The organism is Nocardioides sp. Iso805N (genome assembly GCF_000364605.1).
Lineage (GTDB): Bacteria > Actinomycetota > Actinomycetes > Propionibacteriales > Nocardioidaceae > Nocardioides.
The window spans coordinates 585055-604256 of record NZ_KB822576.1; the positions used below are offsets into that span (position 1 = coordinate 585055).

Below are 19202 nucleotides of genomic sequence, written 5' to 3' on the forward strand. Positions count from 1 at the left end.
CCGCCTCGGACCGTAGCCTCATCACGGCCGCCGACGGCGGTGCCATGCGATCGCCAGGCTGCGAGGAATCACCATGTCGCGCACGAGAGTCCACAACTTCTCCGTCTCCCTCGACGGCTTCGCCACCGGCGAGGGCCTCTCGATCGAGGAGCCGTTCGGCCACGCCGGCCACCGGCTGCACGAATGGTTCACGACCACCCGGGCCTTCCGCGCCATGCAAGGCGCGCCCGGAGGCTCGATGGGTGTCGACAACGCGTACGCCGCCCAGCACGGCCCCGGCATCGGCGCTGAGATCATGGGCGCCGGCAAGTTCGGTCCGCCGGGGTGGCAGGACGATGACGACTGGACGGGCTGGTGGGGCCCTAACCCGCCCTTCCACACACCCACCTTCGTGCTGACCCATCGCCCGCGACCGTCCCTCGAGATGGAGGGTGGCACCACCTTCCACTTCCTCGATGCGACGCCCGCCGACGCGCTCGCGACCGCGCGTGAGGCCGCCGAGGGGCAGGACGTGCGCATCGGCGGCGGCCCGTCGATGGTGCGCGACTTCCTGGCCGCCGGGCTGATCGACCACCTCCATGTGGTGATCGTGCCGATCCTGCTCGGGCGCGGCGTCAGGCTCTGGGACGGGCTGGAGGCCCTCGAGCAGGACTACCAGGTCGAGTCGGTGAGCACCCCGAGCGGCGTGACCCACCTGACGTTCTCCAGGTGAGGGCGTCGGTTCCGTGGGTCGCGACGCCACTGCCTGCTCAGGTTCCCGCGCGCCCCTCGAGCGCCTCCGTGATGGAGCGGAGCGTGGCGAATGCCCCGGCCGGCAGGTAATACAGCCGTTCGCGAGTGTCGCGCAGCAGCGAGCCGCCGTGAACCACGAGGCGCGACGTGCTCGGAAGAGCCTCGCGCAGGCGTATGTCGACGCGGTGTCCGAACTGGGCGATCTGGGCCTCGGCCAGCACATGTGACGCGCCCGCGTAGGTGAAACTGAGCTGATCGTCTGCCGCGCCCGCCCCTTCCAGCAGCGGTAGATCTGATGCTGGGATGAAGAGGGCGGCACCACTCGGTCGACCGAGGATGATGCCGGGGAAGATGAACGCTGGCACCGTCGGCGCGATCGGTTCGCGCATCAAGACAACCTCACTGGCCCTGAAGTCGAGTAGCTCTGGCACGGCGATGCGCAGAGGCGCAGTGCTGCTCGCGCCATAGATGACCTCCGGCACCTCATCCGGGCTCACCGTCTCGTCACTGTTCACGGCTCATGTCTCCCTTCGTTCGTCGGTGGCGGCGTACGGGCCTCGTGGAGTGATCTGGAGAAGCGACTGCTCGGTGTGGTCCATGCCGGCGTACGGGCACGCAAGCGCGTCCTGGTCCGGCATGCCCCATCCGCGTAGCCAGGGCGCCAATCGAGCGTTGTCGACCTGCACGGTGCCATCGGGGAGCACGCGGCCGATCCGGTTCGCGGGATCGTTCAAGCCCACCGTGCACTTGCCCAGGTCGCCGTTGGCTCGAACGACGAAGGAGTTGGCCTCGGCGGCATAGCAGACATCCTCTGTCGCGCCGGAGGCATGCGGGTCCCTGCCGAGAACGTCCTCGAGCGAAGCCATCAGCTCATCGCGGCCTGCGTGGGGTAGGACAGCCAGCGATTCGTCGTTCGGCCCACCCAGCCTCTCGATGGCTTTCAGCCGCACCGAGAACCGCGGGTCATCGAGCAGCGTGCGGCGGATCCGGCGCAGGAAGTCCGGCATCGCCGCGATATTCAGCGACGTCAGATGAATGCGTAGAAGCACCTGCACGGGTAGGTCGCTGTCGCGGATCGCACAAAGATTGCTCCAGATGGCCGCGAAGGTGCCCGCGCCGTTCCTGCGCACACGCGTCGTGTCGTGGATCTGCGCCGGCCCGTCGAGCGAGACCTGGTAGACACTCACTCCGTACGACGCCAGTCGAGCGGCCGTCGGCAGCGAGAGCAGCGATCCGTTCGTGGTCACATCTGACCAGTAACGGGTGCCGCTCGCGTTCTCAGTGACGTGTCGGGAGATTTCTTCGATGACATCCAAGGCCATCAGCGGCTCGCCTCCGAACCAGGAGATGTCGAGCCGTCGCAGCCCGTCGAGCCGCCGGCTCAGGAGACGCTTGACTCCCCCCACGATCTCGGGCCGCATCTTCCCGATCTCGAAGTCCTCGTAGCAATAGGTACAGCGGAAGTTGCACTGCTCGGTCGGAAGGACGATGAGATGAAGTGTGTCATTCGAGAAGGCGCGTGCGAGAAGGCTGTCGCCGACGGCGCGCGCTGGCGCAGCACCTGGCATCGTTCCCACGAGCTCGGACTCCCGTTCGGCCGGCCGCTTCGCTCAGGCCGGCCGGGTCTCCTCCTCCGCCAGCTTCGTCCCGCAGCCCTTGGTCAGGTTGACCTGAGGACAGAAGCCGTTCGGCGAGTCTGGTGCCAACTCGCCCTCATTGCTGACACGGGCACGCGCCGCGAACTCGGGCGCGTTGATGATGATCCGCCCTGCATCGTCGACTTCGATCAATTGCCGTTCGGTCATGTCCATTCCTTAGCTACACGCGGACTGAGGTTTTGGAATGCCGGCACGAGGCGCCTCGGCCAAGCCACTCCATGCCTACTCCGCGCGTTAGCCGGTGTCATCCTCGAAATGGGAGACGGACCCCTCTTTGTCGGGACCGACACCGGCAAGGAGAAAGTGCGTCCCAGGCCACGAGGACTGCGGGGTGGACCGGGGTCGGTCAGGACGCTGACCTCTTCGGGATCCTCGCCGGAGTTCCGGCGGTCCGGCTCGTACGGCGAAACGAGCTGGGCGACTCGGCCGCCTCGCGGCTGAATGCCTTGCTGAAGGCGAACTCGGACTGATAGCCGACGCGTTCCGCTATAGCGGATAGAGAGAGGTCGGTCTCACGAAGCAGTGCTCTGGCGATGTTCATCCGCCACCAGCGCAGGTAGGCCATGGGTGGCCGTCCGACGAGTTCGGTGAACCTGCGAGCCAGGGTCGCGCGCGATATGCCGGCGGTGGATGCCAGCGACGCGATCGTCCACGGCTGATCGGGCCGGTTCTGCATGTGGTCCAGGGCGGAGCTGAGCGCCGGGTCGCGCACCACCGCGGCCCACCCGGTGGTCGCGTCGGCCTCCTCGAATGCGCTCCGGATGACGTAGGTGAGAAGGAGATCGAGCAGCGCCGGCATGGCCGCCGTCGAGCCCGGTCTCTCCTGATCGTGCTCGCGGCCCAGGAGGGCCACGATCGCACCGATCGGATCAGCTGGATCCATCCGCGCGGACAGGTGCATCACGGGCGGAAGGCTTTCGATCAGCGGATGCATCCGCTGCTCCTGCATGTAGTAGGAGCCGCCGATCAGCACCGTACGTGGCACGTCCGCCGGCTGGTCCGGGTCGGGATGCTTCCCGAACCAGAAGTCGGCCTCGTCGGGCGGTACGTCGATCACCGAGGTTGTCGGGGAGTCGGCGATGCCGTGGGCGATCGACCGGGACACGAAGACGACGTCGCCGGCGCGGAGCGGCGTGGCCGGATGGTGCTCGGGGAGGAGCCAGGCCGTTCCCTCGAGCACCACGTGGATGTTGAAGCCGGCACCGCGCGACGGGTCCCAGCGCAGTCCCCAGTGCCCGTAGAGGTGGGCACGGGCGGAGCGTGGCTCACCGATGCGCAGTGCGCGGATGGCGTCCCCAACGATGTCCACCCCGCGATGCTATCCGAGGTGAGACGAACGGACATGAAATCGCACGCCAAGGACATGGATCGTCCGAGCCACGCCCCGTAGCGTCGACATCGAGGAGCCACGAACATCGCCGGCCCGCCTCGAGAAAGCACCCGACCACAGGAGAGACGACCATGGCCAGCAGCACACCAGCAGCGATCGAGGAATTCTTCCGCGCCACCAACGCGCACGACTCCGCCGCCCTCATGGCGACGTTCTCGGAGGACGCATCGCTCTACAACGCGAACGAAGGCACTTACAGCGGTCACGACGGGATCAAGGTCTGGGACGACAAGGAGTTCATCGGTGCCCACTGCACCGTGGAGGTCTGCGACACCATCGTGACCGGCAAGGGCGAGGTGATCGTCTCCGGAGACACCAAGGGCGACTTCCCAGGCGGGCAGATCATGCTCTACTTCCTCTTCACCGTCGAGGACGAGCACATCACCGCACTCACGATCCATCACTGATGCTCCGGGATGGACGCCCCCCATCGCTATCCAGAACGCGGCTGCTGCCCTGCGGGCTAGCGCCGCTGGAGCGCCCGCCACTCACGATCGAGGATCGCGAAGTCGACCTCGGTGGACCACTCCCCCTTGAACCACTCGTTCTCCACCAGCACGGCCTCCTGCCGCATGCCGAGCCTGGTCAGTACGGCGGCGGAGGCCGGGTTGCGCTGGTCGATCCGGGCAGTGACGCGGTGCAGCGCCAGCCCGTGGTCGGGCTCGAAGGCCAACCGGAGCATCGCCCCCGCCGCCTCGGTCGCGTAGCCGTGGCCGTGGTGGTCGGGGTGGACGGCGTACCCGATCTCGGCGTTGGTCTCGTCGCGCCACATCAGGAGCACGTCGCCGATCAGCTGACCGGTGTCCTTGCGCACCATGCCGAGGTCGAGCGCCTGGCCCGGCTCCAACATCGCCCAGCGGACCCGCTCGGGGTCCATCAGCCGCTCGGCGATCTGCTCACGCGTGCGCGGCTCGAACGGGATGTAGCGACAGACCTCCGGCAGGGACTGGTAGGCGTGCACGGCGTCGACATCCTTGATCGGATCGAGCGGACGCAGCAGCAGCCGTTCGGTCTCCACGGGGTACGTCGGCGCGAGCACCCGCCCAGGCTACTGGCCCGCGACCCGCCACAGGCCGAAGGTGAGCCCGTCGACGAGCGCCTCCCACGACGCCTCGATGACGTTCTCACCGACACCGACGGTGACCCACGAGGTCTGGCCGTCGCTGGTCTCGATCAGCACGCGGGTCTTGGCGTCGGTGCCGTGGCCGTCGTCGAAGAGCCGGACCTTGTAGTCGATCAGCTCGAACTTCTCCACCACCGGATAGGCCAGCACGATCGCGGCCCGCAGCGCCTGGTCGAGCGCATTGACAGGGCCGTTGCCCTCGCGCGTGACGACGTAGCGCTCCCCCTCCGCGTGCAGCTTGACGGTCGCCTCTGTCGAGCCGTCGTCCTGCGAGATGACACGCCACGACTCGAGGTCGAAGTACGTCGGACGCTTGCCCTCGACCTCCTCCAGGAGCAGCAGCTCGAAGGAGGCGTCGGCGGCCTCGAAGGTGTAGCCCGCGGCCTCCCGCTCCTTGACCCGGTCGGTGATCCGGGTGACGAGCTCGCGGTCGGTGAGCTCGTAGCCGAGCTCCCTGCCCTTGAGCTCGATGCTCGCGCGGCCGGCCATGTCGGAGACCAGCAGCCGCATGTCGTTCCCGACGCCGATCGGGTCCATGTGCTGATAGAGATCGGGGTCGACCTTGATCGCGCTGGCGTGCAGGCCGGCCTTGTGCGTGAAGGCACTCGCCCCGACGTACGGCTGCCGGGTCGCCGGCGGGAAGTTCGTCACCTCGGCGATCGCGTGGGCCGTGCGGGTGGCGTCCTGCAGCAGCCCCTCGGGCAGCACCTGCCTGCCCAGCTTGAGCTGGAGGTTGGCGACCACCGCGATGAGGTCGGCGTTGCCCGTGCGCTCGCCGTACCCGTTGATCGTGCCCTGCACGTGGGTCGCGCCGGCGTCGACGGCCGCGAGCGTGTTGGCGACGGCGCAGCCGGTGTCGTTGTGGCAGTGGATGCCGACGCGTACGCCGGTGGTCTCGACAACGTCGTGCACCACGTCGGAGAGCCAGGTCGGCAGCATGCCGCCGTTGGTGTCGCACAGCGCGGCGACCTCGGCCCCGGCGGCGAAGGCGGTCCGGAGGACCTCGAGCGCATAGTCGCGGTTGGCACGGTAGCCGTCGAAGAAGTGCTCGGCGTCCAGGAAGACCCGCTGGCCCTCGGCGGTGAGGTGGGCGACGGTGTCGCGGACCATCGCGAGGTTCTCCTCCAGCGTGGTCCGCAAAGCGAGCTCGACATGCCGGTCGTGGCTCTTGGCGACCAGCGTCACCACGCTCGCGCCGCTGTCGCGCAACGCGGCGATCATCGGGTCGTCGGCCGCCTTGATCCCGGCCCGCCGCGTCGAGCCGAACGCCGCCAGCTTGGCGTGCTTGAGGTCGAGCTCGGTCTGGGCGCGCCGGAAGAACTCGGTGTCCTTCGGGTTCGCACCGGGCCACCCGCCCTCGATGAATCCGACACCGAACCCGTCCAACTGGCGCGCGATGGCCAGCTTGTCGCCCACGGAGAGGTTGAGCCCCTCCTGCTGCGCGCCGTCGCGCAGGGTGGTGTCGTAGACGTGGAACGAGCCCTGGAGATCCATCTGAGTCACTTCTGTCTGATCGGTTGTTCGGGCAACAAAAAAACCTCTCGGGAACGAGAGGTTGGCGCACCGTGTCCCCTTCGTCGGGGTCGCAGTGCGCTAGCGAATGATGATCGAGGTGATCGCCACGTGCGACATCCTGCCACGGCGTCCGCAGGTGTCGCAGGGGTCTCTCACGATCCGGGCGAGTCTGGCCTCCGTCCCCGTTGAGTGATGCATCCGTCCCTGTCGAGTGATGGCCCCGTCCCCGTCTCGGGATGTGTCCGTCCCCGTCTTGGCGCGAGAAGTGCCGGCTCCTCGTCACGTACACCGGCCCGCACCCCGAGCAACGTCCGCCGAGAAACGTCCGCCGAGCTTGTCGAGGCGCTCCCAGCACGCGGGGTGGCTGAAGACAAACGAGAAACGTGGGCCAGTACCAGCGTGGTCGCGTGTCTTGGGCGGGTTGGGTGCCTTCGCTTGGCTCGCGTCGGGCCACCAGGCGTGTGATCGGGTACGGCGAGGCATAGCCCGAACTCTTTACCCTCACCCGATTGTCTGGGCAGATCCGAGCAGGTAGAATTCGAATACGTGTTCGACACGATTCTCTCGGGTGGTGACCATGCATCAGATCCAGACCACAGTGGTCGCGATCGATGCTGCCCTGAGTCAGGCTGCGGATGCGAATCCGATCTTCCTCTCGACCACTGACAAAGCCGCGGCGCTGCTGGCACTGACACGACTGGAAGCCCGAATCGCTGAGCTGCGGCTGCGGGTGATGGCCGCCAGCCAGGACGTCGCCGAGGAGATCGGCGCCCGCGACGTGGCGTCGTGGCTGGTCGCCCAGGAGGTCGTCGACAGCCGGGCCGCGCATGCTGCGCTCGCCTTGGCCCGTGGTCTGGAGCAGCGGCCGCTGGTACGGGCCGGGCTCGCGGCCGGTCGGTTCAGTCTCGAGCATGCCAGGGTGATCCTCGACGGAATCACCGCCCTGCCTGAGGACCTGCCCACCGATGTCGTGGAGCGCGCCGAGGCGCACCTGTGCGACCTCGCCGGCCAGCACCGCCCCAAGGACCTACGCCACCTCGCCCACCACCTCCTCGAGGTCGTGGCACCCGAGATCGCCGAAGCAGCCGAAGCCGACGCCATCCGCCGCCTCGAAGAGACCGCGCACGCCAAGGCGACGTTGTCGATCAGCGACCACGGTGACGGCATGACCCGCATCCACGCGATCGTCCCCGAAGCCGTCGGCGAGCGGTTGCGAACCCTGTTGGAGGCCTTCGCCCAGCCGCGGGTCGCGGCCCTGGAGGCCGACGGCAAAGTGCGTCCCCGCAACCGGCTGTTCGCCGACGCGTTCGCCCAGGTCTTGGAGTGCGTGCCCGGCGACGGTGTCCCCGCCCACGGTGGGGACGCGACCGCCGTGATCGTCACGATCCCCATCGAGTACCTGCACAGCGAGCTCGGCATCGCCCAGCTTGGGGACACCAAGGTCCCCGCCGGGGAAGCCCGACGGCTGGCGTGCACCGCCGCGATCATCCCCTACGTGCTGGGTGGGATCTCGGAGCCGCTGGACCTGGGCAGAGCCAGACGGCTGTTCTCACCGGCCCAGCACAAAGCGTTGAAGGTCAGGGACCGGCACTGCCGAGCCGAGGGCTGCACCGTCCCCGCGACCTGGTGCGACGCCCACCACGACAATCCCTGGAGCCGAGGCGGACCCACCGACCTGACCAACGCCGCCCTGCTCTGCGGACACCATCACCGCAAAGCACACGACACGACGTATGAAACGATCAGACTCGCCAACGGCGACTACCGCTACCGCCGCAAGATCAAGACGCCCCTCCGAGACCTCAGAGGGCTCGCGTCGTGACGGCCGAGACGTCCCTCAGAAGGCACTGCCGAACGGCGACTCGTGCCACGGCGCCCAGTCCGTGCCGTGCGCATGGAACCGCAGCACGAGATAGATCGCGACCGCAGCCAGGACGAGCAGCGCCACCGCCCAACGGCCCGTGCTGCGTGCGAGCGGCGAGAGCACGCGGCGCACCGGTCCGCGGACCCTGCTGGCCCCGGGGCCGGTGGCGAGCATGGTGGCGAGCACGACACCGCACACGTACAACGTGACCCCGCTGGCGGCGGAGACGGCATAGCAGAGCAGCCCTGCCGCGAGCGCCAAGCCACCGGCCCACAGCACCAGCACGATCGTGCTCGGTACGGAGCGGAGCAGATGCCACGGCGTACCGATGACCAGGCGCGGACCGTCATGCCATCGCGCGCCGCGGAGCTCACGCCGCTCGCCGTGCACGGATCCGGCCAAGGAGAGTCCCCGCAGCAGACCGACCAGCGCCAGCATGACCACCGCGGTCAGGACCGGCACGACGGCGAGCCCAGCACCGGAGAGGAGGGCGAGCCCCAACCAGAGGCAAGTACGTCGGAACCGCGCTCCCCCACTCTCGCGCTGAGGCTCGGCCAACGTCGGGTCGGCCTCGACGAGCGTCCGGTCGTCCTCCTGCTCGAACGGTGTGGGCCGGGCGACCAGGGGCGCGGTCGGTGCCACCGGCCGATCGGCGCCGCGGTCCACGACCGGGCGCCCCGTCCCGTACGCGCCACCGGTCGCGCGGGCCGCCGCAGGATCAACCGCGCTGACCGTGTCGAAGATCGAGAGGGACGGGTCGCGGAACCAAGCCTGGAGCTGCGCGACCGTGGGCCGCCGGACAGCGTCCGGCGAGAGCGCGACATCGAGGACGGCCCGCAGGTTCGGCTCGATGCCGGCGAGGTCGTGATCGCCGCGACGCGCCCGGTCCATGATCGCCGCGGACGGCCCGCGGCCGAAGGGCGGCCGACCCGTGGCGGCGAAGGCCACCGTGGCAGCCCACGAGTGCACGTCGGTGGCGGGCGTGGCATCGTCGCCACGCAGGATCTCGGGCGGCAGGTACCCGGGGGTGCCCAGCAGCCAGCCGGTGTGGGTGATCCGCGGGTCGTCGGCGACCCGGGCAAGACCGAAGTCGATCAGGACGGGGGTGCGGCCCTCCATGATCACGTTCGACGGCTTGATGTCGCGGTGGAGGACCCCGCCGTCGTGCACGGCAGCGACCGCATCGATCAGGCACCGGGAGAACCAGTGCAGATCGCGTCCACGGATCGGGCCCTCCTCGGCAACCTCGTCATGCAACGAGCGACCAGGCACGTAGCGCATCACGACGTACGGGACCGGACCCCACGGGTCGGCGTCGAGGATCTCGGCGACCCAGCGCGAACGGATGCGCTGCAGCGAGCCGACCTCGCGTGCGAGCCGCTTTCTGCCCTCCTCGTCCCCGACGATCTGGGGACGCAGCACCTTCAGCGCGACCCGCTGCCCGGTGGGCTCGTGGCGGGCGAGATGGACGATGCCCATCCCACCCTCCCCGAGCACACTGAGCAGGGTGTAGTCGCCGACAGAGTGCACGGCGTGAGATTACCGGCCGCGGCGCGGCGGACGGCGTATGAGGCTGCCGACCACGCCGACCACGCCGACAACCCGGTCGACGCGCCGATGGGCGCGCTTCGTCAGAGGATCTGGTGCATCCAGCCGAACGCGTCCTCGGCCCGACCGAACTGCAGGTCGACGAGCGTCTTGCGCAGCTCGGTGGTGACAGGGCCTGCGGGGGTGGCCACGGAGCCGCCGTCCCAGAGCAGCTCGCCGACCGGCGTGACCACGGCTGCGGTGCCACAGGCGAAGATCTCGGTGATCTCTCCCGACGCCACGCCCTGCTGCCACTCCTCGATCGCGACCTTGCGCTCCTCGACCTTGAGGCCGCGCTTGGCGGCGAGCTCGAGGATCGAGGCGCGAGTGATGCCCTCCAGGATCGTGCCGGTCTCCGGGGTCACGAGACGACCGTCGGCGTACACGAAGAAGATGTTCATCCCGCCGAGCTCCTCGATGTACTTCCCCTCGGAAGCATCGAGGAACACGACCTGGTCGCAGCCCTTCTCGTAGGCCTCGGCCTGCGGGGCCAGCGACGAGGCGTAGTTGCCGCCCGTCTTGGCCGCCCCCATGCCGCCGCGGCCGGCGCGGGTGTAGCTCTCCGAGAGCCACAGCCGAACGGGCTTGACGCCGCCCTTGAAGTAGGCGCCTGCGGGCGAGGCGATCACCATGAAGGTGACGTGCTGGGCCGCACGCACGCCCAGGAACGTCTCCGACGCGAACATGAACGGCCGGATGTAGAGCGACTTCTCGTCGCCCTCGTTCGCCGTCGGCACCCAGCGCTCGTCGATCTTCACCAGCGCGTCCACCGCGGCCACGAACTCCTCGACGGGCAGCTCCGGGAACGCGAGCCGACGCGAGGAGCGGGCCATCCGGGCGGCGTTCTGCTCGGGTCGGAAGGACCAGACCGAGCCGTCGGCGTGCCGATAGGCCTTCATCCCCTCGAAGGTCTCCTGCGCGTAGTGCAGGACGGCTGTCGCCGGGTCGAGCGCGATCGGGCCGTAGGGCTCGATCCGGGTGTTGTGCCAGCCCTGCTCGGGGGTCCACTCGGCCACGAACATGTGGTCGGTGAAGAACGTACCGAAGCCGGGGTCGGCCAGGATCTCCGCCAGCCGCTCGTCGGAAACGGGGTTCGGGTTGCTGGTGGTGCTGATCTCCATGCGCGCGAGTCTCTCAGATCAGGGCAGCGATGGCGTCGCCGACCTCCGCGGTCGTGCGCGGCGCGGATCCACGGGTCGACAGGTCCTTGAGGACGGCCTTGTCGATGGTGGCGGCCGCGTCGGCGTGGCCGAGGTGGTCGAGGAGGAGGGACGCGGAAAGGATCGCTGCGGTGGGGTCGGCCTTCTGCTGGCCTGCGATGTCGGGGGCCGAGCCGTGCACGGGCTCGAACATGGACGGCGCGGTGCGGTCGGGGTTCACGTTGCCCGAGGCAGCCAGGCCGATGCCGCCGGTGATGGCGGCGGCGAGGTCGGTGATGATGTCGCCGAAGATGTTGTCGGTGACGATCACGTCGAAGCGGGCCGGGTCGGTGGCCATGAAGATCATCACCGCGTCGATGTGCAGGTAGTCGACGGTGACGTCCGGGTACTCCGCGGCGACCTCCTGCGTGACCCGCCACCACAGCGAGCCCGCGTTGACGAGCACGTTGGTCTTGTGGACCAGGGTGAGCTTCTTGCGGCGGCGCTGGGCACGGTTGAAGGCATCGCGCACGACACGCTCCACGCCGTAAGCGGTGTTCACGCTGACCTCGGTGGCGACCTCGGCCGCGGTGCCGACACGCATCGCGCCGCCCTGGCCGGTGTAGAGGCCCTCGGTGCCCTCACGGACCACCACGAAGTCGATCTCGCCCCGGCCGAGCACGGCGTCGCTCAGCGGCGAGACGGCCCCCGGGAACAGGCGGGACGGCCGCAGGTTGACGTAGTGGTCGAGCTCGAAGCGCAGCTTGAGCAGCAGGCCGCGCTCGAGGATGCCCGGCGGCAGGTTCGGGTCGTTCGGCTTGCCACCGACGGCGCCGAGCAGGATGGCGTCCTGCTCCCGGACCTCGGCGAGCACCGACTCGGGCAGCACCTCGCCGGTGCGCAGGTAGCGCTCGGCACCGAGGTCGTAGCGGGTCTGCTCGAACTTCACCGGCGAGGCCGCCTCGAGGACCTTCAGTGCCTCGGCGGTCACCTCCGGTCCGATGCCGTCGCCGGGGATCACTGCAAGCTTCAGGCTGGTCATGGGCAGAACATTAGTTGTCGTCGGGACGCGGTCCGTCGCTGTCCCGCTGATCGATCGCGGCATGGATCGCGTCCAGGCACAACGGGTTCTCGGGGTCGTGGCGAGCGGGGCCCCACTCGAGCAGCTGCTGGTGCATCGTCTTCTCCGGTTCTCTCGCGATGGAAGGCTGAGAGGCCGAAGATCTGAAACGGGCCACCGCGGCGGGGTGGCCTCTCGATCAGCGAATGCTGGAAGCCCCGGCGCGGCACATGGCTACAAGAGCCACGGCTACGACGGCCGTAATAAAGGCGGGGGCGGCGAACATGGGGACGATGGTACGGGCGGGGCACCGGCGAGGGAAGGTTTTCGTTCGGAACGTCGCAGACTTTCTGCGGCGCACCGTCCGCCATCCGGGACGGACGTTCGGGATGAGAGACTCTTGACCTTGTGAGCGCACCCCCAGAGTTGCCGGAGATCGTCACCCGGGCGTTCGACGTCTCTCGTCGCGCCGGCTACGTCTCGTTCTGCCGCAACGAGACCGGCCGCCTGCTGGCGACGCTCGCCGCGACCCGTGACGGCACGATGGCGGAGTTCGGCACCGGCTGCGGCGTCGGGACCGCCTGGCTTCGCTCAGGTGTACGCCGCGACAGCGCTCGGATCGTGACCGCCGAGTTGGATCCACGACTGGCCAAGTTCGCCGGCGAGATCTTCGACGAGGACCCGCAGGTGGAGGTGCTCGCGGTCGACTGGGCGTCGCTGCGCGACCGCGGCCCGTTCTCGCTGCTCTTCCTCGACGCGGGCATGCCCGGCGACATCACGGTGGACAACATCGAGGAGCTGATCGAGGAGGGCGGGATCGTCGTTCTCGACGACCTGCTGCCCTGCGAGCAGTGGCCGCCGCTCTCCTATGGCCGCGTGGACACGCTACGTGAGCACTGGCTGACCGACGAGCGGTTCACCGCGGTCGAGGTGCTGGTCGCCCCTGAGACGACGGTCCTGATCGCGACCAAACGCTAGGCCCCGGCGTCACGAACCGGCCGGGATGCCCTTCACTGTGCATCCCGACCGGCGGTCCGTGACGATCCGACCCGGACAACGACCGGGTCGCTGGCGCGGTTCCCTAGGCGAACAGCGCCTCGCCGAGGTAGTGCCCCTTCTTCGGCGCCGGCGGCACCGCGAAGATGCCCGAGCCGATGTGGGCGATGTACTCGTTGAGCTTGTCCGAGCCGCCGAGCTTGGTCTGCAACTTCACGAAGCTGTCCGGATCGTTCATGTAGGCGACGAACAGGAGCCCGGCGTCGAGGAAGCCGAGATCGTTGATCCCGTCGGTGTAGTTGTAGCCGCGCCGCAGGATCCGGATCCCGTCGTTGTTCTCCGGCGCGGCCAGCGCGACGTGGGACGTCGGCGGGATCGCCGGCTTGCCGTCGACGACCTTGTGGAAATCGGGGGTGTCGAACTCCTTCTTGCCCGACAGCGGCGCGCCCTCGCCCTTCGTGCGACCGAAGACCTGCTCCTGATTGGTGATGTCGGAGGAGTCCCAGATCTCGATGTTCATCTGGATCTTCCGGGCGACCATGTAGCTGCCGCCACTCATCCACGCCTGCTCGCCGTCGGTGCCGTCGAGCCACACATGCTCGTCGATCTGGGCCGGCTCCTTGACGTTGCGGGTGCCGTCCTTGAAGCCCATCAGGTTGCGCGGCGTCGTCTGGCCCTTGCCGGCCGACGCGCGGCCGAAGCCCATCACCGTCCAGCGGGTGTTGACCGTGCCACGGCCGAGGCGAGCCAGGTCGCGGATCGCGTGGTAGGCGACCTGCGGGTCGTCGGCGCACGCCTGCAGTGACAGGTCGCCGCCGGTCAGCTCGGGACGCAGTCGGTCGCTGGGCAGCTGCGGCAGGTCGGCGAGCAGCTTCGGCTTCTTGTCGGCCAGACCGAACCGGTCATCGAAGACACCCGGGCCCAGACCCAGGGTGACGGTCAGGGAGGCCGGTCCTAGGTCGTAGGCCTCCCCCGTGTCCCCGGGTACGCCGGACGGGTTGGTCGGCTGCACCGACCCGACGGGCAACCCGGCCTGCAACTGGGCGATCCCCGCCGACCAGCGCGCCAACAGGACCTGCAGATCCTGCTTGCTGGTGGTGGTCAGGTCGAAGGTCATGAAGACCGTGTGCCGCTGCTGCGGCGTCTCGATCCCCGCCTGGTGGCTTCCGGTGTAGAACGCGTGCTCGACGTTGAGGTCGACCAGCTCGCCGTCGTCGGTCGCCGGGATGTCGGCAGCATCCGCGCTCGCGCGTCCCCCAGCGAAGCCCGCGCCGACGGCGACGACCGCACCAGCCCCCACACCGGCGCCCTGGATCAGGCGCCGGCGGGACGTGCTGAGCCCACTCATCAGGCCGTGGCCACCTTCTCCGCCAGGTGCGCCAGCGAGTCCTGCAGCGCCTGGACGGTCTGGCTGAGCTTGTTCGCGTCGGTCTTCTTCAGCTCTGCGGTGTAGCGCTTGTAGCCGCCGATCTCGGCCGGGTCGCGGTAGGTGTCGAGCATCGCGTTCACCGTGTCGAAGCGCTGGCCGATCGTCGCCGTCAAGGTGGCGTCGACGGCCGTCAGGCCCGGCTTCAGGTAGGCGAACGCCTGCTGGGCACCCTCGACGTTGGCAGCGAAGTCGACCAGGTCGATGTGGCTGTACTTCTCCTCCTCGCCGCTGATCTTGTTGGCCTGGACCTCCTCGAGCAGGCCGGCGGCACCGTTGGCGAGATCCTCGGGCTTGTAGGTCAGCGTGGTCGAGAGCTGGGCGAGCTTCTGCACGTTGGCGGTGAGCTCGGCGGCCAGCTGCTTGGTCTTGGCCGTGATCTTCTGGTTGGCGAAGATGTCGCGCTCGACGGCGTGGAACCCGTGCCAGCCCACGGCCGGGACGAGGTTGGAGGCGCGCATGTCGACCAGGTAGTCGAGGTTGCCCTTGTTGTCGGTCGGCTTGAAACCGGGCAGCACGAAGCCGTCGACGTCGGACTCGATCTTCTCGTAGAACGGACGCGCCTCGCCGTACTGCTTCTGTGCGGCGGAGAGGTTGCCGGAGTCGACGTCCTGCTGCAGCTTCTGCACCGAGGTGACCATCTGGTCGACCTGGGTGGTGACGTACTTGCCGTAGTCGGAGGCACCCTGGGCGAGCAGCGTCGCCGCGCTGCCGGTCGGCGTGGCGCTGGCCTGACCGGTGACCTTGAAGTCGATCGTCTCGGTAGCGGCACCCGGGCAGTAGATCTGGTAGGTCCCGCCGCCGAGGGTCAGCGTGAACGATGCTGCCGGCAGGCCGGGCGCCAGCGACTCCTTCTCGCCGATGATCTTCTGGTCCTGGAGCAGCTCGAGCTCGGTGAGGCCGGTGGCGCTCTCGTTCTTGACCGAGAAGGTCACCGGGCCGGCCGGGACGCTGGTCGTCGACGGCGTGCAGGCATCACCGTTCGAGCCCGAGGCCATCGTGACGGCGACGTGGCTCACGCCCTTCGTGGCGGCGGTGGTGGCGCTGCCACCCTTCCCTGCGTCCGAGGCGTCGTCGTTGCTGCTGCCACAGGCGGCGAGCGAGGCGAGCGAGACGGCGGCGACGAGGCTGACGGCGGCCCTACGTGAGGCTGTCGACATGGGTGGTTCCTTCCGTTACGGGTGCCCGCGGCGCCCGGAGGGGCGCGCGGCGTGTGTTGCGAACGACCTGCACGAGCAGGAGAAGTGCTGTGGCCAGCAGCGCGATCGGGACCCAGCGGCTCCACAGCAGCCGGTCGTGCGCGGTGGCTTCGGCGGAAGCGACGGCGGCGGTCGCCTTCGCGGCGTACGCCGGGTCGACCTGCCAGTTGGCCGGGTCGAGCGTCATCACCCGCGGCGAGGTCAGGCCGCCGCCGCTGAGCGTCAGCACCACCGAGCCGGTGGTGCTGGCGTCGACGAGGCGATCGCCGTAGGTCGTGGCGGTGACGCTGGTGTGGTCCACCCACGATGCCTGGTAGGGACCGGGTGCGGAGTGGACGTCGAGGCCGACCGGGACGCGGTTGCCGGTGTAGGTCAGCAGGGTGGTGATGTCGAGCGTGCTGGGCCGATCGCCGGTGTGCTTCGCCGTCCAGGTGGTGCCGTCGCCGGTGAGCTGGATGCTCTTGCCGTCGGCGGCGAGGACGGCAGTAGTGCCGTCGATGGCGATGGTCGCCTCGCCGCTCCCCTGCAGCGGAGCCGTGGCGGGCAGGTCGGCCTTCGGCGTCGGTACGGCGAAGAGCAGCACGACCGCCGCCACCACCGCCACCGTCGCGCCGACGACGCGCAACCGCTGGGCCAGCACCTGACCGGGGCGGACCCGGGCAGGCAGGAAGGTGATCAGCAGCATCGGCACCAGGTAGGCGGCCCAGGCGATCACCTCGATGACGCGGGGGTCGCGCGGGATGCCGAGCACGCCGCTGAAGAGTGCCGAGCGGATCGAGCCGGCCGGAGCGAGCCAGGTCAGGTCGACGGTGCGGCCCTGGCCGACGGTCACCCAGCCGGCCTCGTGGCCGGTACGGAAGGCGTTGAGCACCAGACCGGCCGCGACCAGGATCAGGAAGAAGCCGGTGATGGAGAAGAACCGCTGCAGGTTGAGCTTCACGCCGCCGCGATACATCCCCCAGCCGAGCACGACCGCCGCGACGATGCCTGCGGCGGCACCGAACACCGCGGAGGGCGCGCTGCCTGCGGTCTGGAACGTGGCGAGCAGGAACACCGCCGTCTCGAACCCCTCGCGCAGCACGGCGAGGAAAGCCATCACGGCCAGCGCCGTCGTCGTACCGCTCTTGAGGGCACCGGCCGCTGCGGACTCCAGGTCCCGCTTCATGAACCGGGCGTGCGTACGCATCCAGAAGACCATGCCGGTCACGAAGAAGACCGCGACCAGGCCGATGACGGTCTCCATCGCCTCCTGCTTGGCCTGCGGCAGGCCCGCCTCGATCACGTGCAGGATGACGCCGACGGCGACGCTGAGCGCTACACCTGCGCCGACTCCCAGCCACAGCCCGCGCAGGCTCGCGCCGTTGCGACGCAGGAAGGTCGCGAGGATCGAGACGATCAGCGCGGCCTCGAGTCCTTCACGGAGGCCGATGACGAAGGTTGGGAGCACGTCTCTGCCTCATCGCTCGGGAGCGGCCGCGCCACTCAGGTCTGCCTTACTTAGGCGAGGCTACCTTAGGACAGGCTTACCGTGACAGTGGGCGGCGAATTAAGACGCGAACTCGTTGCCGAATTCATTCCGGTACGAGCGTGCAGCCGCTCGTGCCGGTCAGACAGTGGTCAGGCGAGCGTCAGGTGTGTCAGATCGCACAGCCGTCCGGGCCACAGACATCCGTTCCCCCGCCGACCGTCTCCAGCGCCGGGTGGGTGTCGGCCCAGGCCTTGTCCAGCACCTGCGCGAAGAGCTCGGCCGGCTGCGCGCCGGAGACGCCGTACTTCTCGTCGATGACGTAGAACGGCACGCCGGTGGCGCCGTACCGAGCGGCCTGCGCGACATCGGCCTCGACGGCATCGTCGTACTCCTGCGAGCCGAGCACCTCGGACACGCGGTCGCCGTCCAGACCGACCGAGGTCGCCAGGCCGGTCAGGAGGGCGGGGTCGGCGACGTTGGCAGCCTGGGTGAAGTACGCATCCAGCAGCGCCTCCTTGAGTGCGCTCTGCTGCGCTGGGCCGCCCTCCTCCAGCGCGAGGTGCAGGAGGCGGTGCGCCGAGCGGGTGCGCACGTGCACCGAGTGCTCGTGGTCCCAGCTCATGCCCTCCTCGGCCGCCAGGCCGCTGACCCGCTGCTGCATCTCTGCGGCCTGCTCGCGCGGCACGCCGAACTTGCGCGCGAGCATCTCCTGTGCAGTCTCCACCGGCTGCTCCGGCGCGTCCGGCATCAGCTCGAAGGAGTGCCAGACCACCTCGACCTCGTCACGGTGCGGGAACGCGGCAAGGGCGGTCTCGAGCCGCCGCTTGCCGACGTAGCACCACGGACAGGCGATGTCGGACCAGATGTCGATGCGCATGAGGGGGCAACCGTCGCGCGTCGCCGTCCATTCCGGCGTACGCCGACATCGTCGCCCTGGTGCGGCTGGATCAGCCGAAATGACGCACGCGCCGGACGACCGAGGTCGTCCGGCGCGTGTGCTGGTGATCAGCGTGCAGCCGAGCCCTCGGTGTAGTCCGAGTCGGCCTGCTTCCAGGAGAAGTGTGAGCGCAGCAGCTTGCCGGTGACCTCGATCGGGTGCTGGGCCTCCTTCTCGCGCAGCTCGAGGAACTCCTTGCCGCCGTTGTCCTGGTCGGCGATGAAGCGCTTGGCGAAGGTGCCGTCCTGGATGTCGGACAAGATGCCCTGCATCGACTCCTTCACCGCCTCGGTGACCACGCGCGGGCCGGAGACGTAGTCGCCGTACTCGGCGGTGTCGGAGACCGACCAACGCTGCTTGGCGATGCCGCCCTCCCACATGAGGTCGACGATCAGCTTGAGCTCGTGCAGCACCTCGAAGTAGGCGATCTCGGGCTGGTAGCCCGCCTCGGTCAGGGTCTCGAAGCCCGCCTGGACGAGGTGCGAGACGCCACCGCAGAGGACGGCCTGCTCGCCGAACAGGTCGGTCTCGGTCTCCTCGGTGAAGGTGGTCTTGATGACGCCGGCGCGGGTGCCGCCGATTCCCTTCGCGTACGCCTTGGCGACGTCCCAGGCCTGGCCCGAGGCATCCTGCTCGACGGCGATGATGTCCGGGATGCCGCGACCGGCGACGTACTCACGACGCACGGTGTGGCCCGGAGCCTTCGGGGCGACCAGGATGACGTCGACGCCCGCCGGCGGCTGGATGTAGCCGAAGCGGATGTTGAAGCCGTGTCCGAAGACCAGGGTCTTGCCCTCGGTCACGTGCTCTGCCAGCTCGTTGGCGTAGAGGCCGCGCTGGTGCTGGTCGGGGGCGAGGATGACGACCACGTCGGCCTCAGCGGCGGCCTCACCCGGGGTGAGGACACGGAAGCCCTCGTCCTCCGCCTTCGCCGTGCTCTTCGAGCCCGGCTGCAGGCCGATGCGGACATCGACGCCCGAGTCACGCAGGTTCAGCGCGTGGGCGTGGCCCTGGCTGCCGTAACCGATGACCGCCACCTTCTTGCCCTGGATCAGGCTCAGGTCGGCGTCGTCGTCGTAGTAGATCTCAGCCACGGGGGCTACTCCTT

At 68.9% G+C, this 19202-nt stretch carries 19 protein-coding genes; 4 read left to right on the top strand and 15 right to left on the bottom strand.

Going from position 1 to position 19202, the window contains the following annotated elements:
- The first annotated feature begins 73 nt into the window (after positions 1 to 73).
- Entirely contained in the window at positions 74 to 712 is a 639-nt protein-coding gene (locus H036_RS0107100) for a dihydrofolate reductase family protein (RefSeq protein WP_017934092.1), read from the top strand.
- Positions 713 to 749: 37 nt separating this feature from the next.
- Here the strand turns inward: H036_RS0107100 and H036_RS0107105 are convergent, their stop codons facing one another.
- From H036_RS0107105 to H036_RS0107120, 4 genes are all read right to left on the bottom strand, one after another.
- Complete coding sequence (locus H036_RS0107105) at positions 750 to 1247, bottom strand: hypothetical protein (RefSeq protein ID WP_017934093.1); 498 nt, start codon at positions 1245 to 1247, stop codon at positions 750 to 752.
- A 3-nt stretch (positions 1248 to 1250) separates the two neighbouring features.
- On the bottom strand, positions 1251 to 2300 hold the full coding sequence (locus H036_RS0107110; protein ID WP_017934094.1) for a radical SAM protein: 1050 nt from the start codon (positions 2298 to 2300) through the stop codon (positions 1251 to 1253).
- Between the two features lie 42 nt (positions 2301 to 2342).
- On the bottom strand, positions 2343 to 2537 hold the full coding sequence (locus H036_RS0107115; protein WP_017934095.1) for a hypothetical protein: 195 nt from the start codon (positions 2535 to 2537) through the stop codon (positions 2343 to 2345).
- Positions 2538 to 2736: 199 nt separating this feature from the next.
- A complete protein-coding gene (locus H036_RS0107120; RefSeq protein WP_017934096.1) occupies positions 2737 to 3699 on the bottom strand; it encodes an AraC family transcriptional regulator in 963 nt (320 codons plus the stop codon).
- A 152-nt stretch (positions 3700 to 3851) separates the two neighbouring features.
- Between H036_RS0107120 and H036_RS22065 the strand changes: the two genes are divergently transcribed.
- A complete protein-coding gene (locus H036_RS22065) occupies positions 3852 to 4187 on the top strand; it encodes a nuclear transport factor 2 family protein (protein WP_017934097.1) in 336 nt (111 codons plus the stop codon).
- 56 nt (positions 4188 to 4243) lie between these two features.
- On the opposite strand, the gene H036_RS0107130 is transcribed toward H036_RS22065, so the two are convergent.
- Together H036_RS0107130 and cimA are read right to left on the bottom strand one after the other, a co-directional pair.
- Entirely contained in the window at positions 4244 to 4819 is a 576-nt protein-coding gene (locus H036_RS0107130; RefSeq protein ID WP_036487536.1) for a GNAT family N-acetyltransferase, read from the bottom strand.
- Between the two features lie 9 nt (positions 4820 to 4828).
- Positions 4829 to 6397, bottom strand: a complete 1569-nt coding sequence (gene cimA, locus H036_RS0107135) for a citramalate synthase (protein ID WP_017934099.1) — start codon at positions 6395 to 6397, stop codon at positions 4829 to 4831.
- Between the two features lie 598 nt (positions 6398 to 6995).
- On the opposite strand from cimA, the gene H036_RS24265 reads away from it, so the two are divergent.
- Positions 6996 to 8240, top strand: a complete 1245-nt coding sequence (locus H036_RS24265) for an HNH endonuclease signature motif containing protein (RefSeq protein WP_232421817.1) — start codon at positions 6996 to 6998, stop codon at positions 8238 to 8240.
- 15 nt (positions 8241 to 8255) lie between these two features.
- Here the strand turns inward: H036_RS24265 and H036_RS24270 are convergent, their stop codons facing one another.
- The 4 genes from H036_RS24270 to H036_RS26050 all read right to left on the bottom strand — a co-directional run bounded on the left by H036_RS24270 (position 8256) and on the right by H036_RS26050 (position 12186).
- Entirely contained in the window at positions 8256 to 9812 is a 1557-nt protein-coding gene (locus tag H036_RS24270; RefSeq protein WP_026145860.1) for a serine/threonine-protein kinase, read from the bottom strand.
- Positions 9813 to 9913: 101 nt separating this feature from the next.
- On the bottom strand, positions 9914 to 10990 hold the full coding sequence (locus H036_RS0107155; protein WP_017934102.1) for a branched-chain amino acid aminotransferase: 1077 nt from the start codon (positions 10988 to 10990) through the stop codon (positions 9914 to 9916).
- 13 nt (positions 10991 to 11003) lie between these two features.
- A complete protein-coding gene (locus tag H036_RS0107160) occupies positions 11004 to 12050 on the bottom strand; it encodes a 3-isopropylmalate dehydrogenase (RefSeq protein ID WP_017934103.1) in 1047 nt (348 codons plus the stop codon).
- A gap of 10 nt (positions 12051 to 12060) precedes the next feature.
- Positions 12061 to 12186, bottom strand: coding sequence for a hypothetical protein (locus tag H036_RS26050; RefSeq protein ID WP_017934104.1), 126 nt, complete (start codon positions 12184 to 12186; stop codon positions 12061 to 12063).
- A gap of 290 nt (positions 12187 to 12476) precedes the next feature.
- Here H036_RS26050 and H036_RS0107170 point away from each other — a divergent pair, with 290 nt between their 5' ends.
- On the top strand, positions 12477 to 13046 hold the full coding sequence (locus H036_RS0107170; protein ID WP_026145861.1) for an O-methyltransferase: 570 nt from the start codon (positions 12477 to 12479) through the stop codon (positions 13044 to 13046).
- Positions 13047 to 13149: 103 nt separating this feature from the next.
- Here the strand turns inward: H036_RS0107170 and efeB are convergent, their stop codons facing one another.
- The 5 genes from efeB to ilvC form a co-directional block, all read right to left on the bottom strand.
- A complete protein-coding gene (efeB, locus tag H036_RS0107175; RefSeq protein ID WP_017934106.1) occupies positions 13150 to 14412 on the bottom strand; it encodes an iron uptake transporter deferrochelatase/peroxidase subunit in 1263 nt (420 codons plus the stop codon).
- Positions 14412 to 15650 carry an iron uptake system protein EfeO gene (gene efeO / locus H036_RS0107180; RefSeq protein WP_017934107.1) on the bottom strand — a complete coding sequence of 413 codons (1239 nt, stop codon included), beginning with the start codon at positions 15648 to 15650 and terminating at the stop codon, positions 14412 to 14414. The genes efeB and efeO overlap by 1 nt, the downstream gene beginning before the upstream one ends.
- The gene (efeU, locus tag H036_RS0107185; protein ID WP_017934108.1) at positions 15631 to 17136 is read right to left on the bottom strand and encodes an iron uptake transporter permease EfeU; all 1506 of its coding nucleotides are present in this window, start codon (positions 17134 to 17136) and stop codon (positions 15631 to 15633) included. The genes efeO and efeU overlap by 20 nt, the downstream gene beginning before the upstream one ends.
- Positions 17137 to 17326: 190 nt before the next feature.
- Positions 17327 to 18034 carry a DsbA family oxidoreductase gene (locus H036_RS0107190; RefSeq protein WP_017934109.1) on the bottom strand — a complete coding sequence of 236 codons (708 nt, stop codon included), beginning with the start codon at positions 18032 to 18034 and terminating at the stop codon, positions 17327 to 17329.
- A gap of 128 nt (positions 18035 to 18162) precedes the next feature.
- Positions 18163 to 19188: a ketol-acid reductoisomerase gene (gene ilvC, locus H036_RS0107195; RefSeq protein WP_017934110.1), complete on the bottom strand. Its 1026-nt coding sequence runs from the start codon at positions 19186 to 19188 to the stop codon at positions 18163 to 18165.
- Between the last annotated feature and the right edge of the window lie 14 nt (positions 19189 to 19202).